This is a genomic window from Bacillus sp. CFBP9009, assembly GCF_036541465.1.
Lineage (GTDB): Bacteria > Bacillota > Bacilli > Bacillales > DSM-1321 > Peribacillus.
Genome location: NZ_JAZHFU010000003.1, coordinates 233,104 through 248,365, shown reverse-complemented (window position 1 = coordinate 248,365; position 15,262 = coordinate 233,104). Strand labels below are relative to the sequence as shown.

Sequence of the window (15,262 nt, the reverse complement as noted above, 5' to 3'; positions counted from 1 at the left end):
AAGAGTGTCGCAATTTTCTTCAATCCATTGAGGGTTTTCATAGAACAGTAAAAAGCCATAAACGATAACCAAGTCTTATTTTAAAATGGTTGTTGGGTGAGACCATTCCGAACCTCCTTTATGGACAAATTTTAAAAAAGAACAGTTTGCCTCAATTTTTCTTTAAAAAACGTTCCAGTTGTTTTTTGCTGGAACACTTTTTTCGGCCCTTACTGTACTTTTTCGACATACTGAGCTGTTTTTTCAGCCGTTCACGCAGTTTTTTCTTCCGTTCCCGCACTTTTTTCGACCGTTCGCGAATTTTTACGAACTTCCCCGCACTTTTTTCGACCGTTCACGATTTTTTCGACCTGCACCGCACTTTATTCGTCCGTTCACGAATTTATTCGACCTACACCGTACTTTTTTCGACCGTTCACGAATTTATTCGACCTCTACACCGTACTTTTTCCGACAAACTAAAAAGGGCCGGTTAAACGCCCGGCCCCTTTTTTTCTTAAATTTCCATCTCTTTAAAAATATCCGTTTCCTGACTTGCATTCAAGCTTAGTACATCCTCTACATCTTGATAAGATTTCCCATATAGGTCATCATCTTTGTAAGTATGGATTTCAGAATAAATCTCTTTCATGAAATCAAATACGTCTTCTTCATCAACTGATGGATTTGCTGGCCAAAATAGGATTTCCATAGGCGTATTCTCCTTGGTGGCAAGGGATTTTCTGCTGTAGGAAATTGAAGAGGCATGCTGGAATCCTTCCCTTTTATAAAATTTCAGCCTTTTCAATGTATCGTCATCATTTTCTTGTACTGGTTCTACTTCCAGCAAGATCGTTTTCTGCTTTTTTTGCAATTTTTGAATTAATTTCCTTCCTAGTCCCTGCCCCCTTGAATTCTTTGATACAAAAAGGTAATCAACGAATATAAACTCTTCTCCTTCCACATACAATAAAACATGGTCGGGACCTTCATCCTTTTTATATATTTCCTGCTTATCTTCTAAAAGAACTTCTATATGTTCTTTGGACTTCATTTCTTCAATAGGGAAATACTGGTTCAACTTATCATACCAATTCATAATTTAATCTCCTCATTTGCTAGATTATACTTTCCAGATTTTTTCTTATCCACTACAATGGAACTTGAATAGCTTGAAAATATTAGGAGGGTTTTGATGATCAGTTACTTTTTGGACTTTTTTTTAGTCGCTGCTTGCGTTATTGGCATTACAGCTGTGAATGGCGTTGTGACGAATGGCATCGGCGAAAAATGGTTTGGCGGGAAACGTCACTCTCATATTTTCGATCAATCGAAAAGAATTCAGTCAGGGTGGAGTAAAGTTGGCGGGAATAAAAAGCGGTAATTCAGAGAGAAATTGGATGACCGGAAGGATCTTCCAAGGTCATCCTTTTTTTCATGGGGTATAGTCTACTCCCTTTGTATATCGATTTGCAGCATTCCATAATAAGTATTCATCAATACCATTATCATTCAATGCTTTTATTTGGGCTTCCACTTCTTCCTTTCCATACCTTTGGTAATTCCCTTCACCTAAATATGAGGCAGTAAAATCTTGTAGCCAAGGTCTTGAAGTAGGTGGAGTTTTTAATTCCTTCAGCTTCCCGCTCTCCAATTTCGCATATTCCTTAACGAGATTATAAGGTTCCAAATCAGGCTTATCGATACCAAAATAAGACGTCCAGTGACTCGGATAGATCATCGAGGAAATTACATCGACATTCTCAGAGATTTTTGTGAAGTTTTGCCCTATTCCGGGAGCTTCAGGCAATGTAGCTGCATATCCAAAAATATCCACTGATACTTCCACATCATATGGCTCCAGTTGTTTCCTCGCATAACTTACGAAGTCTGTCACAGCCTGAACCCTTTTGGCTGTATGACTCACTTTCGCTTCATCATATTCACCGACATCATATTTCAAATCATCTTCTTTATTTTCGAATCCTTCGGGAAAACGGACATAGTCAAATTGAATTTCTTTAAAACCCATCTTTGCCGCTTCAATGGCAATACCGACATTATAATCCCACACCTCTTTTAAGAATGGGTTAACGAATGCTTCCCCTCGACCATTCTTCCATACCTTTTCACCATCTAAAAAAGATAATTCAGGCTTCTCTTTGGCCAAAAGTGAGTCTTTAAAGACGACTACCCTTGCAATCGGATAAATCTGTTTATCCTCCAATTTTTTCAGCATTGCCCTTGGATTTTTTATGTAGTCTTTACCAATCCCTGCATATGGAGAATCTGGATCTTCGGTTTTAAACGTAACGTTCCCCTTGTCATCCTTAATGTCAATGACCATCGCATTCAAATCGGTTTCATCTACATATTTAATAAGTTCATTCAATTTACTGCCGCCCGCTGCAGGCCCTGTCACATATATTCCGCGCACAGCATCCGGATAGTCGAATTTCAACCCCGAATCAAAAACAAAACGCGGTACGCTCGCAGGCAATTCTTTATTTTCTAATGCTACCTGCCTGGTTTCTTTCATGCCTTGTGCATGAACTGGCTGTTGAATCAGGAATATGCACATTCCTGTCATCAACCATTTACACATTGGTTTCATCTCTCCACCTCATTCGCCATCAGTCATCAATATTCAACAAATATAATAAACCCCTTTCTTTAATACCACAAACAATTAACTTTACTCCTATATATTATAAATAATTAAAAAAACTGACTTACAAAATGCGAATACGTTCAACAACCCCGTATTCCCTTGTGAGTATCCTTCCCTAAAATGGTCCGCTCATTGTGAAATATGTTAAACGGATTGATTTTCCTTGAACCCTTCATTTCTTCCATATTCAAAAAAAGAAGCGGAAAATCCGTTCTATTGGCTTGTTTGCCGTTTCGATTATACATTTAATATGAATAAATGCTAAAATACAGTATAGTGGACATTTCGTATTCTCAAAATGGCATCGATACAGGACAAAACGGCCCTCCACAAGATTTAAATGAGCGTTTCCCCATCACAGGAATATGCACATTTCTTTCAAAGAAAGTGGATTCATTTTCTATTTATCCTTACAATAATGAAGAGCGAATATCCATTTATCAATAAACGCATTTAGAGGAGTGACTAGCAGTTGAAAAGGATTTTCTCCGGCATTCAGCCATCCGGTTCCGTTACTTTAGGAAATTACATCGGAGCAATGAAACAATTCGTTAACTTACAAAATGAATATGAATGTTTCTTTTGTATTGTTGACCAGCATGCAATTACAGTTCCACAGGATCGTATTAAGTTAAGGAAAAACATTAAAACTTTGGCCGCTTTATATTTGGCCATTGGCCTGGATCCTGAAAAGAATACCATCTTCATTCAATCAGAAGTACCAGCACATGCCCAGGCAGGCTGGATTTTACAGAGTATATCCTATATTGGGGAACTTGAGAGAATGACGCAATTTAAAGACAAATCCGCTGGCAAAGAAGGGGTATCCGCATCACTGCTTACTTACCCGCCGTTGATGGCTGCCGATATTCTCCTTTATAGTACAGATGTAGTTCCTGTCGGGGAAGATCAAAGACAGCATCTTGAATTGACACGCGATTTGGCTGAACGGTTCAATAAAAAGCATAATGATATATTTAAAATCCCGGAAATCAGCCTCCCTACAGAAGGGGCCCGTATCATGTCCCTTCAGGAACCAACCAAGAAAATGAGCAAATCCGATCCTAATAAAAAGGCAACGATTGCCTTATTGGATGATCCGAAGCAAATCGAAAAAAACATCAAGAGCGCAGTTACCGATTCGGAAGGAATTGTCCGTTACGATAAGGAAAACAAAGCGGGTGTTTCCAACCTTATGTCCATATACTCCATCTTCAGTGGTAAAACCTATACAGAAATTGAAGAAATGTATGAGGGCAAAGGTTATGGTGACTTTAAAAGTGATTTGGCTGAGGTGGTACTTGGAGAAATCCTGCCAATTCAGGAACGCTATAATGAATTGATCGATTCGCCTGAATTGGATGAAATTCTGGACCGCGGTGCAGAAAAGGCGAACATTGAAGCCAATAAAATGATCAGAAAAATGTATAATGGCATGGGGCTTGGCAGAAAGAGATAAAAAAAAGACGATCCTCAACGGATCGTCTTTTTTTCATAATATCGATGGGCTATCGCCAGCCTCCACTTGCCACAGCTTTTCAAAAAAAGGCTGCCCCTTCACAAGGTTTTCACAAAGCTGAAGGTGCTTCTCTGACCAGCCTTCCTTCATTTCTTCATATAATTCAAGCCAAGCTATCTGAAAATCCATTTCTTGAATGCTTTCATATTTCTCAGGAGCCCATTCTGTATACCAATAGCGGATTTCAGCAGTGTTTTTCGCCGTGAATAATTGGTCCATGGCCATGAATAGCAATTGCTTAAGCTGTCTTTCTTTTCTTGTCAAACCGTTCATGAATAAGGGAGACGGCGACAAAATATGATATTCTTTCTCAGATGTAGGTTTTTCAGTAAAGGTGTAATCCATCTCATCATGGTTTTCTATCATGTCATAAACAATTTGTTCCTGCCGGGGAATTATTCTGCTTTTCCTAATCGGAATATGATACCCTATCGTATCAACAGCTAAGATTCCATTTCCGTCAGTCACGATAAAACAATAGTCGAGCTGAATTCGTTCATGGTTTTTCCTTGCATATGCTTTTTGATATACATCATTCAGCAATGGCTTAGGTAATTCTGACAAGTCGTTTTCTATGTAGTGGAACAATGTTGATGACACTTTCAACAAAGGAACTTGATCTAGTAGTTCGATCCCGTCATCCTTCCTCCATTCATGAAAATGACAAATATTATAGCCGTTTTCTTCTCCTTCAAACCAGTTAACCCATACATCATGAAGATATAGCATCATTCATCCCTCACTTAAACAAATTTCTGTTTGTCAATCAGTATAGGCAGGAACCATACAATTTATTCCTATTCTAGAAAACAGATTAAGAAAAAAAGAACGTATATATTAACTCTTTTTAGATAGGAATTCTTCAGATTGAATAATGAACGATTTTTTCACAGAGAGTTTCTCAGAATTTTTCACCAGGTAATAGCCACTACAGTATCCAAGCATATATGGATATCCTTTCGTCCCGAGCAGAAGTGCATCATGAAGAGGATCTGTACGTTTTATCGTGTGCTTTTCCTCTAAATGCTTGCTCCAAAATTCTCTTAGTTTATCTTCCTGATATAACTTAGTCCAATTAGCTAAAAATTTTGTTCCTAAATACTTCCCCACCGTTCTTTCCGCCAGTCCTTCCATGATCATCGTATCCAGGAGAGTGAATTCTTTTTGGTCCTTTTTCAAATGATGCAGACGGCAAACATGATGATATTCATGAATCAACAGCGCCTCCATTTCCTTTTCGGCTATCCCCTTTCCGTAAAAAAGGAATAGTTTATCTTTAAATGCCAGCCCTGACTTCGTTTCAATTTTTTTATTCCATATCCCTGAAGACATGAGCGGAAAAATATATATGGGAACATCAGGCCCACCCCATAGCTTCTTATAAGCTGTAAACAAGCTTTGTGTTTTTTCCCAGACATTATTTTCGTTTAAGTCTTCCCATGTTTGTTTTGTTTTTTGATTAGGCGAATACATGCCATGCTTCAATAAATGATGATAAATCATGTCCGCATCAAGGGTATTGTTGAATGTACTTTTAACTCTTTCCATCATCTGGACCGGGCGGTTGAAATCCTTCTTCATCCATTCATTGGTTGAAATGACTCCCATTTCCCATACACCTCCGCTTCTATTGACTATCGTATGATTTAAAAAAGGCGGTTGACACATTTTATATCCCTTGTATTTGCAATTTTCCCTTCAACATAAAAAGAGCAGATCCCTAAAGATCTGCTCTTCCTTCAAACTTATTGATATTTTTTGAAAAGAATAGTTGCGTTATGACCACCGAATCCAAGTGAATTGCTGATGGCTGCATTGATTTCGCCCTTCCTTGCTTGATTCGGGACATAGTCCAAATCACACTCAGGGTCTGGTGTTTCAATATTGATGGTTGGAGGCAAAATGCTGTCCCTGATTGCCTGAATCGTGAAAATCGCTTCCACACCGCCTGCAGCCCCTAACATATGGCCTGTCATCGATTTAGTGGAACTTATTGCAAGTTTATTAGCATGGTCCCCAAAGACTTCTTTGACTGCCATCGTTTCGTATTTGTCATTGTAAGGCGTACTCGTTCCGTGGGCATTCACATATTGGATGTCTTCCGGATTCAAACCTGCATCCTCGATTGCAATTTTCATCGCTCTTGCCCCGCCTTCTCCACCTGGTGCCGGAGCAGTAATATGGAAGGCATCTCCAGTTGAACCATAACCAGCTATTTCAGCATAAATCTTGGCTCCTCTATTCAATGCATGTTCAAGATCTTCCAGAACGATGATTCCAGCTCCTTCGCCTATTACGAAACCATCACGGTTAAGATCAAAAGGACGGCTAGCCGTTTGTGGATCAGGGTTTGTCGATAAAGCCGTATTTGCACAGAAGCCTGCAACCGACATTTTTGTGATTGGCGCTTCGGCCCCGCCTGTAATCATCACATCTGCATCGCCCCGTTGAATGGCTTTAAACGCATCACCAATTGAATTAGTTCCTGTAGCACAGGCTGTTACCGTACATGAATTGATTCCTTTTGCCCCCAGTAAGATAGAAACCTGGCCAGCTGCCATGTCCGGAATCATCATTGGTACGAAAAATGGGCTTACACGTTTATAACCTCTGTTTAAAAAGTTTTCATGCTGTGTCTCAAGTGTCTCCAGCCCGCCGATACCCGAACCGATCCAGACCCCGACACGTGCAGCATTTTCATCGGTTATTTCCAGCTTGCTATCATTATATGCCATAACGGAAGCTGCAATTGCATAATGGGTAAAACGGTCCATTTTGCGTGCTTCTTTACGATTTATATATGTTTCTATATCAAAATCCTTGATTTCAGCAGCCACTTTAACGGGAAATTCTTCAGCATTCAAACGAGTTAAAGGTCCTATCCCCGATTTCCCCTCGATTATATTTTTCCATCCAGTTTCTGCATCATTACCAACTGGAGAGATTGCTCCAATACCTGTTACAACTACACGGCGATTAGTCATTTAAAAATGGCTCCTTCCTATTTTTAAAGCTCTTACGTTTTGCTTCTTCTTTTATTTACCCCACCTAAGAGCGATCGCTCCCCATGTAAGGCCACCACCAAAACCGACCATGACGATTAAGTCATTGTCCTTGATTCTTCCTGCTTCCATTTCTTCCACAAGGGCCATTGGAATGGACGCTGAAGAAGTATTTCCATATTTATGAATCGTTTTTGTCATTTTTTCAAGCGGGAGATCCAAGCGTTCCCTAGAGGCTTCCATAATTCGTATGTTAGCTTGATGCGGGACAAGCAGATCCACATCTTCTTTCGTCAAACCAGCTTTGTCCAAGACACCCAGGCTGGATTCACCCATCTGACGGACAGCAAATTTAAATACTTCACGTCCATTCATATGAATGAAATCTCCTTCCTGTAATAAGTGCTTCCCACCGGTTCCATCTGCGCCTAATTCAAAGGAAAGGACTCCTTTGCCTTCAGATACAGGTCCAAGTACAACTGCACCAGCTCCGTCACCAAAAAGTACAGCAGTATTGCGGTCTTCCCAATTGGTTACTTTCGAAAGTTTTTCAACACCGACAATCAGCACATGCTTATATGCACCTGTCTTAATAAATTGCTGTGCCGTGATCATTGCATACATAAAACCGGCGCATGCAGCACTAACATCCATTGCAGCTGCCTTCATCGCTCCCAATTTCTCTTGAATCATGCAAGCGACAGAAGGAAACGACTGATCCGGTGTAACAGTGGCAACAAGAATTAAATCTATCTCTTCAGCCGAAATTTCCGCATTTTTCAATGCAGCTTTTGCGGCTTCATAAGCCATATCTGATGTATCAATATCATCTTTGGCAATTCTTCTTTCCTCAATACCCGTCCTAGTCCGAATCCACTCATCGGAAGTGTCCATAATCTTCTCTAGGTCCGCATTTGTAACGATTTTGTCGGGTAAGTAGCGGCCAAGCCCTAGTATTCCAGCATTCATCTTGCCATCCCCTTATATTTTAATGAGTTATTATAATCATCTATTATTACCTGGTACTAATTTTATATAAAAAAAGACTTCCTTGCAAGAGTTAACAGTTTGAAAAGCTTAAGAAATCTCTTTCGGAAGTCGGACAAGCGCCTATGCCAAGGGAAATTAGGGACATACATTATAAATAAAAGGAGAATAGGAGGAATTCATTTTGGACATCTTCAATCGCAACAGGGAGAGAAACACGGATGATCATTTTTCGAATTTGATGTTTGGCAGGAAAAATGAACCGGAGCAAGAGGAAGCGCAGGTTGATTACATGCAATTGATGGCAAGCGTTGAAACATTGATGGGCTTATACAGTCAATACAAACCTACCATTGATAAAATCAATCTGAGCCCACTGATCTCCAAGTTCTTGAAAAAAGAATAAAAAAATTTAAGGCTGCCCTTTTACCGGACAGCCTGCCTTTAATTAACGCTGAGCATCTTGTTTACCAAGCTCATAAGCTTCTTGCATAACGCTTTTAAAGAGCTCCATGAATGGCTCTGCCATCTCCATTGAGAATGGAATCCCGCTTGCTTCAAGCTTCGCTTTAGCCTCTGGGAAGTATTTCATGGCGATTCCCATAAATTCAAGAGTTTTATCTGAACTCATTCGCATTTCCCCCTATCTTTTGAATATTCATCAATTGATCATTTTGATGCCAAAATAAGCTCAATATTATCATAATTCCACTGAACCCTTTCGTAAAGGGCGTACATATAAAATCATGAATATCTTTTGATGTTAATTCCTATCCTTGAACATTATAGTACAAGACATATAGATTAGAGGCAAATATACAGTTTTGTCCTTCCCAAATAACGCAAATGTTAATCACGCTTTCTCCACTTTTTAAGTAAGTTTAATCGTTTATTATGTTTTCTCTGTAATGCAATACCTTCTTCCGGTTCCATTTTGCATTGCACTTCAAATATTGTTCCTTTATTGATTTTAGTTGTTGATTGGGAAGTGAATGAATCCATACTTTCACCAAATATTAACTTGGCACATTTATCCCAATGATCATCAATACTGCTGCACAATTGGATGTCTCTATCGGAACTTGTGGTAAGCACCGCTTCCAAAGCATTTACAAAATCAGTGATGTAGAGAGCATCTTCGGTATATTCGGCAGCAATTGCCGCTTTGATATCAGACTGTCCAAGCTGATTGATTCCAGCTTCAAAGCTCATGCCTTCCGATTGCCAAGGTCCATAAATCGTCGGTAAAAATATGATTTTTGCAGAATCCATTCCACGAATCGAGCTTAATATGGACTGAAATATACTGACATCTTTTTCAATGGGCATGAAAAGTACGAAATTTGGCGTTTCATTCTTGCCATTTTTTTTGCATTTCTCGATGAAGGAAACGATTTCTCCTATTACAAAATCGATTTTGTCCATTTTTCCTCTTTGAATATCATAACAAGATATGAACACCGTGTCCTGCTGTGAAATATCCAATAATTTAAGTTTATTTATCGGAAAGTATATATAATTTGAATTCCTGCCTATTTCAAGTTCCTTTTCTTCCTTAATATATTGACTTGCTTCGGAATCAGCCCAATCGATTCCGATTACTTCTTCACCTTGGTTCAAAAAGAATTGAGTCACATAGAATCCCACGAATCGATAAGTGCCAATGACAATGTTTGTTTGCATAAATACAGCCTCCTCGTATGCCATCAAGCCCACTTCACCCGGCACGTCTAGTTTTTTTAGATGCTGTATCGTATGCAAACTATTGTAAAAATATATCTCTTCTCATAAAGTCTCTTCATTCTCATTGAAAAACTTCTGTATTTGATAGGGGATTTTATAACGTTTTTCGGGCAATATATACGTCAGCTGCAAGTCTGCTTTTCTAGCCAGCTGGATTTGCCGATAAAGGGAGGCTTGCTCTTTCCGTAAGCTTCCAAAAACCTGAATCACTTTCATGGGGATATTCTCTGCGATCATTGAATCTTCAGTGTCCAGTATATGCTGTTCACATTCTGCCGGATCGAGCTCATAAGCAGCAGCGACCTCGGACAGCCACTTTTTATAGAAGAACTTATTTTCCTTTTCTTTCTCCAGTTGTGCTTTCAAGGAAAAAACCGGATCTATCAACACAACAGACCTTATTTTATTACCAAGTTCATTCATTAACTTTAAGGCAAGGAGCGCGCCTGTCCCCTCTGCCAATATATGAACCCTTTGATTGACTATTTCTTTTTTCATGAACAGAATATATAGGTTAAGGGAAAGCTCGAGTGCTTTAGGACTGCCCCAGTTGGCTCCGTAAAAATTGGATGAAAATAGGGTGTATCCGTATTCCTTTAAATATTCCAATATCTGCAGCCTGCCAGGATGCTGCAGCCAAAAGCTGCTTTCTTTCTCGACAAAATGACTACGGTCTCCAATTACCATTACGGAAAAACCACTGGGCCGCTCTGGATAATAGATGATATTCCATTGGTCATCAATTTGAAAAGTTCGTTGTTCCATCGTTCAAACTCCTTTAAGGAATATTACTACTACTATATTAATTTATGACGAAAAATAGAAAGGGTCAGTGGAAACGCCTAACTTCTTATCTTAAATTAACCAAGCATGGAGTTTTTGCTTTTATTTTTTCCGTATGATTTCCCTTTTGAAGTTTGAAACCAATTAGTCTGCCTGAAAAAGTTCTCTTATGATTTAATGTATTGAATTATTTAAAGGTTATTATTAAAAACACGTTTTAACTGTATATTAATTATGGTAAGATAAAAATGAATGTAGTGGAATGAGGTGAAATTCGATGCGTTATGCTTGGACAATTTTTTGGACATTCTTATTAGTGCATATGACTGTATATGTTGTTTCTTCCATGATCGGAGTTTCATACGATGCTGCGCAGGGAACGATTTTAGGATTAGCTGCTGCTATCCTGATTTGCATCATCCCGGCTATCATGCCTGCTGGGCCAGCTAAAGACTCTCATCAACATTAAGAAGCAAAAGAGGACATCCTTTATAGGATGTCCTTTTTGTTATACCGTACTTTGCTTACGGGTAAACTACATTTCAACGTTTTTATATGAGAACCAATTCATCATGATCATAATCAATCGTTATTCCTTCTTTAATCTCAACAGTCCCGGCAATGATTTTACGGGCGATTTTCGTTTCCAGATGCTTTTGGATGAATCGCTTCAGCGGTCTTGCCCCATATACCGGATCATATCCTTGTTCCGCAATGAATTCCTTAGCCGCTTCAGTAACATTCAGGACTATATTTTGTTCAGTTAACCTTACTTGTAATTGATGAACCATTTTATCTACGATTTCAACGATTTCTTGTTTTGTCAGAGGTTTGAATAAAACAATGTCATCAACGCGATTCAAAAATTCCGGACGGAAATGCCCTCTTAACTCTTTAAAGACCTGATCTTTTATTTCTTCTTCAATGCCGCCATCCACCCGGTTGGACTGCAATAAGAAATGGGATCCGATATTGGAAGTCATGATGATCACCGTATTTTTACAGTTGATTGTTCTTCCTTGGGAGTCCGTTATCCTTCCATCATCCAGCATTTGCAGCAAAATATTGAAGACTTCCGGATGCGCCTTTTCAATTTCATCCAATAATATGACTGAATATGGGTTTCTCCTAACAGCCTCCGTAAGTTGGCCGCCTTCCTCAAATCCAACATATCCAGGAGGTGCACCGACAAGGCGGGACACGGAATGTTTCTCCATATATTCCGACATATCGATTCGAATCATATGTTCCTCACTATCGAATAACGTTTCTGCCAAAGCTTTTACCAATTCGGTTTTACCTACACCCGTTGGCCCAAGAAAAATGAATGAACCGATTGGTCTGTTTGGATCTTTAATTCCAGCCCTTGCTCTTAAAACAGCATCGGATACGAGTTCCACCGCTTCTCCTTGACCTATTACGCGTTCATGCAAGATATCAGATAGGCGAAGCAGCTTTTCCCTTTCACTTTCCACCAGCTTGCTAATCGGAATCCCCGTCCACCTTGCAACAATCGAGGCAATTTCCTCCTCCGTCACTTCCTGGCGAAGCAATCGTGATTCCTGTTTTTCCTTTTCCAATTCGTCTTCCATTGCGTCCAATTCTTTTTGAAGCTGCGGAATCCTTCCATGTCGTAGTTCAGCTGCCCGGTTAAGGTCATAGTCATTCTCTGCCTGTTCCAGTTCATGACGCAGTTTCTCAAGCTCTTCACGTTGATCCTGCACCTTTTGAAGCGCTGATTTCTCCATTTGCCACTTCGATTTCATGCTATTCGCTTGATCCTGAAGTTCTGATAGTTCTTTTTGAAGCACTTCCAGCCTTGCTCTGCTTTGAGGGTCCTCCTCATTCTTCAAGGCCGCCTCTTCAATTTCAAGTTGCATGACTTTTCTCGTGATTTCATCCAACTCGGATGGCATTGAGTCGATTTCCATTCGGATCATAGCACATGCTTCATCCACAAGATCTATCGCTTTATCCGGTAAAAATCGCTCCGTTATATATCGGTTCGAAAGGACAGAGGCCGCAACGATCGCCCGATCGTGTATCCTGACGCCATGGTGAATTTCAAACCGTTCCTTTAATCCCCGCAAAATTGAAATCGTATCTTCAACATCCGGTTCAGGAACCAGAACCTGTTGGAAACGGCGTTCCAGAGCCGGATCCTTTTCAATATATTGCCGATATTCATCAAGGGTCGTTGCCCCGATACAATGCAGCTCACCGCGTGCAAGCATCGGCTTTAACATATTTCCGGCATCAAGTGCGCCATCCGTTCTTCCTGCACCGACAATTGTGTGCAATTCATCAATGAATAATAGAATTTTACCGTCACTCTTCTTGATCTCATTCAAAACCGCTTTTAGGCGTTCCTCAAATTCACCGCGGAATTTGGCGCCAGCGACAAGCGCACTCATATCCAGTGAAAAAACGGTCTTGTCCTTTAATCCCTCAGGCACATCCTTCCTGACGATCCTTTGTGCCAGCCCCTCGACGATGGCTGTTTTACCTACTCCGGGTTCTCCTATTAATACAGGATTATTTTTCGTTTTACGTGAAAGGATCCGGATGACGTTACGGATTTCCGTATCACGGCCGATTACGGGGTCGACCTTCCCCGATTTAACCTCAGCAACGAGATCTCTGCCGTATTTTTTCAGTACTTCATAAGTGCTTTCAGGATTTTGACTAGTCACTCGCTGATTCCCCCTTATATCGTTTATAACCTGTTTTGCTTTATCATAATCAATTCCATATGATGAAAAAAGCCTGTTTACATTCGTTTTATTGACCTGCAGCGACGCAAGGAGTATATGTTCGACAGATAAGTATTCATCCTCCCACATCTGCATTTCCTTTTCGGCAGCCGTCAAAATTTGCTGCAGGGAGGATGACATGTAAACCTGGGAAACACTACCGCTCACTTCCGGTAATCGATCCAGTTCCTTATTTAGCTCTATATTAAATAGATTCATCGGTTTACCAGATTCCGATAAAATCCTGATTAATAAACTTTCATCCTGTTCCATTAAGGCCTTTAATAAATGAAGCTCCGTCAGCTCGGGATTCCCTCTATCTTTGGCTAGTTCCTGGCCGCCGATGAACGCCTGTTGGGTTCTCTCCGTCATTTTATTAATATCCATCTTAAAACCTCCCATTCATCTATATCATGAACGAATTCCCACTTGGTTTGACCAAATTTGACCTTTATATTTTCATTATACTTTTAATTTTCCCCATGTAAAGAAAAGTTATAAAAAATGCAGGAGGTATGGACGATAAACGGCAAAAGCCTTTCTTCATATAGAAGAAAGGCAGACTCATTTGTAAACTGCATAAGGATGAAACAAAACGGATTATGCTTTCACGGCCGTTTTATTATAACCATGAAATTCATCGACGAATTGGAAATCCCTATCCGTACGACCTGCAAGGATCGTATCTCGGAGCAGAATGCCTGCATCGGTCGTATTGTGGATGATTTCCCCCCACATTCTTGCGCTCGATTGAACATTAGCCGTGCGCGGTATGCGTTCCTCTTGATATTCCAAAAATGCCTGTTCAATGTCATTCCCATGCTTATGAAGCATATCCGACAAATAAGCTGCATCTTCTAAAGCCTGGCAAGCTCCTTGTGCCAAGTATTGAAGCATCGGATGTGCCGCATCTCCCATAAGCGTAATTCTTCCTTTTGTCCAATTATCAATTGGTAAACGGTCATACATTGGCCAGCGGCGTTGCCTTTGAATGAATGAAATCGCATTCTGAACAAGCTCACAAGTTCCGGCAAATACACGGTCCATTTCTTCCGGGGTTCCCCATTGATCTGTTTTTTCGTTTTCTTCCGTATATTGAGAACTTTTGAAGACCACTACTTGGTTGTATAGTTCTCCCCTTCTAACCGGGTATTGAACAAGATGAAGGTCTGGCCCAATCCACATGTATACATCATCTAAATCTCCATGACTCGTAACCTCTTCCATCGGGATCGCTCCCCTGTATGCAACATATTGAGAGCAGACCGGCTGATCTTCCACAAAAAGTTTCCGTGCCTTGGACCATAATCCATCGGCTCCAATGACAGCAGTTCCTGAATGTTGGCACCCGTTGGCAGAAGTAACCGTCACTTCACCTTCATTTTCTACTGTCTCAATAATGGTTTGATTCGTAACCAGTTCGATATACGGGTTCTTTTCACAGGCTTCAGCCAGTACTTTATGCAAATCGGAACGATGCAAAACAACATATGGAGCTCCATATCTTTCTTTATAAACATCACCTAAATCCAAAGCGGAAAGCTCTTTTCCGGAAAAGGCATCCATCAGCACCAATCTTTTTGGAAATACTGCAATTTCATTGATTTTATCCATGACGCCTAAACGCTGTAAGACGTTGGTGGCATTTGCTGCAAGCTGAATCCCTGCACCGATTTCGCCAAATTCGGGAGCTTGTTCAAGGACTTTTACATACTGTTTTGTTTCTGCGATTCCTAAAGCAGTTGCCAATCCGCCAATTCCCCCACCGATAACGATGAATGGTTTATTTTCTGTGTTCATCATCAATTCCCCCTATATTAGTTGT

15 protein-coding genes are annotated in these 15,262 nt (G+C 40.2%); 4 read left to right on the top strand and 11 right to left on the bottom strand.

The genetic code is table 11. From position 1 onward, the window contains the following. Nucleotides 1-496: 496 nt before the first annotated feature. A complete protein-coding gene (locus V3595_RS10545) occupies nt 497-1,078 on the bottom strand; it encodes a GNAT family N-acetyltransferase (protein ID WP_485907096.1) in 582 nt (193 codons plus the stop codon). A gap of 96 nt (nt 1,079-1,174) precedes the next feature. Between V3595_RS10545 and V3595_RS10540 the strand changes: the two genes are divergently transcribed. Then, on the top strand, nt 1,175-1,363 hold the full coding sequence (locus V3595_RS10540; RefSeq protein ID WP_101224111.1) for a hypothetical protein: 189 nt from the start codon (nt 1,175-1,177) through the stop codon (nt 1,361-1,363). 51 nt (nt 1,364-1,414) lie between these two features. Here V3595_RS10540 and V3595_RS10535 read toward each other — a convergent pair whose 3' ends face one another. Then, entirely contained in the window at nt 1,415-2,518 is a 1,104-nt protein-coding gene (locus V3595_RS10535; protein ID WP_485907579.1) for a putative glycoside hydrolase, read from the bottom strand. 604 nt (nt 2,519-3,122) lie between these two features. Between V3595_RS10535 and trpS the strand changes: the two genes are divergently transcribed. Beyond that, nucleotides 3,123-4,109, top strand: coding sequence for a tryptophan--tRNA ligase (gene trpS / locus V3595_RS10530; protein ID WP_485907093.1), 987 nt, complete (start codon nt 3,123-3,125; stop codon nt 4,107-4,109). Between the two features lie 33 nt (nt 4,110-4,142). On the opposite strand, the gene V3595_RS10525 is transcribed toward trpS, so the two are convergent. From V3595_RS10525 to V3595_RS10510, 4 genes are all read right to left on the bottom strand, one after another. Beyond that, entirely contained in the window at nt 4,143-4,898 is a 756-nt protein-coding gene (locus tag V3595_RS10525; protein ID WP_034314514.1) for a YjbA family protein, read from the bottom strand. A gap of 108 nt (nt 4,899-5,006) precedes the next feature. Continuing rightward, nucleotides 5,007-5,777: a DUF2268 domain-containing putative Zn-dependent protease gene (locus V3595_RS10520; protein ID WP_485907091.1), complete on the bottom strand. Its 771-nt coding sequence runs from the start codon at nt 5,775-5,777 to the stop codon at nt 5,007-5,009. A gap of 137 nt (nt 5,778-5,914) precedes the next feature. Beyond that, on the bottom strand, nt 5,915-7,153 hold the full coding sequence (gene fabF, locus V3595_RS10515; RefSeq protein ID WP_063232185.1) for a beta-ketoacyl-ACP synthase II: 1,239 nt from the start codon (nt 7,151-7,153) through the stop codon (nt 5,915-5,917). Between the two features lie 51 nt (nt 7,154-7,204). Then, nucleotides 7,205-8,140, bottom strand: coding sequence for a beta-ketoacyl-ACP synthase III (locus tag V3595_RS10510; RefSeq protein ID WP_402901062.1), 936 nt, complete (start codon nt 8,138-8,140; stop codon nt 7,205-7,207). 202 nt (nt 8,141-8,342) lie between these two features. On the opposite strand from V3595_RS10510, the gene V3595_RS10505 reads away from it, so the two are divergent. Continuing rightward, a complete protein-coding gene (locus V3595_RS10505; RefSeq protein WP_402901065.1) occupies nt 8,343-8,564 on the top strand; it encodes a hypothetical protein in 222 nt (73 codons plus the stop codon). Between the two features lie 42 nt (nt 8,565-8,606). On the opposite strand, the gene V3595_RS10500 is transcribed toward V3595_RS10505, so the two are convergent. The 3 genes from V3595_RS10500 to V3595_RS10490 all read right to left on the bottom strand — a co-directional run bounded on the left by V3595_RS10500 (nt 8,607) and on the right by V3595_RS10490 (nt 10,666). Next, nucleotides 8,607-8,789: a ComZ family protein gene (locus V3595_RS10500; RefSeq protein WP_034314525.1), complete on the bottom strand. Its 183-nt coding sequence runs from the start codon at nt 8,787-8,789 to the stop codon at nt 8,607-8,609. Nucleotides 8,790-9,007: 218 nt separating this feature from the next. Further along, entirely contained in the window at nt 9,008-9,841 is an 834-nt protein-coding gene (locus tag V3595_RS10495; protein ID WP_485907088.1) for a hypothetical protein, read from the bottom strand. Nucleotides 9,842-9,943: 102 nt separating this feature from the next. Beyond that, complete coding sequence (locus V3595_RS10490) at nt 9,944-10,666, bottom strand: hydrolase (RefSeq protein ID WP_402901071.1); 723 nt, start codon at nt 10,664-10,666, stop codon at nt 9,944-9,946. A 295-nt stretch (nt 10,667-10,961) separates the two neighbouring features. On the opposite strand from V3595_RS10490, the gene V3595_RS10485 reads away from it, so the two are divergent. After that, nucleotides 10,962-11,153: a YjzD family protein gene (locus tag V3595_RS10485; protein ID WP_048686917.1), complete on the top strand. Its 192-nt coding sequence runs from the start codon at nt 10,962-10,964 to the stop codon at nt 11,151-11,153. A gap of 82 nt (nt 11,154-11,235) precedes the next feature. Here the strand turns inward: V3595_RS10485 and clpB are convergent, their stop codons facing one another. After that, a complete protein-coding gene (gene clpB / locus V3595_RS10480) occupies nt 11,236-13,824 on the bottom strand; it encodes an ATP-dependent chaperone ClpB (protein ID WP_485907086.1) in 2,589 nt (862 codons plus the stop codon). Nucleotides 13,825-14,037: 213 nt separating this feature from the next. Further along, nucleotides 14,038-15,237, bottom strand: a complete 1,200-nt coding sequence (locus V3595_RS10475; RefSeq protein ID WP_485907084.1) for an FAD-dependent monooxygenase — start codon at nt 15,235-15,237, stop codon at nt 14,038-14,040. Nucleotides 15,238-15,262: the final 25 nt, after the last annotated feature.

What these genes read in the sequence shown, in the direction of transcription:
- V3595_RS10545 (WP_485907096.1), bottom strand. Translation starts at nt 1,078, where the DNA reads ATGAATTGGTATGATAAGTTGAACCAGTATTTCCCTATTGAAGAAATG.
- V3595_RS10540 (WP_101224111.1), top strand. Translation starts at nt 1,175, where the DNA reads ATGATCAGTTACTTTTTGGACTTTTTTTTAGTCGCTGCTTGCGTTATT.
- V3595_RS10535 (WP_485907579.1), bottom strand. Translation starts at nt 2,518, where the DNA reads ATGAAAGAAACCAGGCAGGTAGCATTAGAAAATAAAGAATTGCCTGCG.
- V3595_RS10525 (WP_034314514.1), bottom strand. Translation starts at nt 4,898, where the DNA reads ATGCTATATCTTCATGATGTATGGGTTAACTGGTTTGAAGGAGAAGAA.
- V3595_RS10520 (WP_485907091.1), bottom strand. Translation starts at nt 5,777, where the DNA reads ATGGGAGTCATTTCAACCAATGAATGGATGAAGAAGGATTTCAACCGC.
- fabF (WP_063232185.1), bottom strand. Translation starts at nt 7,153, where the DNA reads ATGACTAATCGCCGTGTAGTTGTAACAGGTATTGGAGCAATCTCTCCA.
- V3595_RS10510 (WP_402901062.1), bottom strand. Translation starts at nt 8,140, where the DNA reads ATGAATGCTGGAATACTAGGGCTTGGCCGCTACTTACCCGACAAAATC.
- V3595_RS10500 (WP_034314525.1), bottom strand. Translation starts at nt 8,789, where the DNA reads ATGAGTTCAGATAAAACTCTTGAATTTATGGGAATCGCCATGAAATAC.
- V3595_RS10495 (WP_485907088.1), bottom strand. Translation starts at nt 9,841, where the DNA reads ATGCAAACAAACATTGTCATTGGCACTTATCGATTCGTGGGATTCTAT.
- V3595_RS10490 (WP_402901071.1), bottom strand. Translation starts at nt 10,666, where the DNA reads ATGGAACAACGAACTTTTCAAATTGATGACCAATGGAATATCATCTAT.
- V3595_RS10485 (WP_048686917.1), top strand. Translation starts at nt 10,962, where the DNA reads ATGCGTTATGCTTGGACAATTTTTTGGACATTCTTATTAGTGCATATG.
- clpB (WP_485907086.1), bottom strand. Translation starts at nt 13,824, where the DNA reads ATGGATATTAATAAAATGACGGAGAGAACCCAACAGGCGTTCATCGGC.
- V3595_RS10475 (WP_485907084.1), bottom strand. Translation starts at nt 15,237, where the DNA reads ATGAACACAGAAAATAAACCATTCATCGTTATCGGTGGGGGAATTGGC.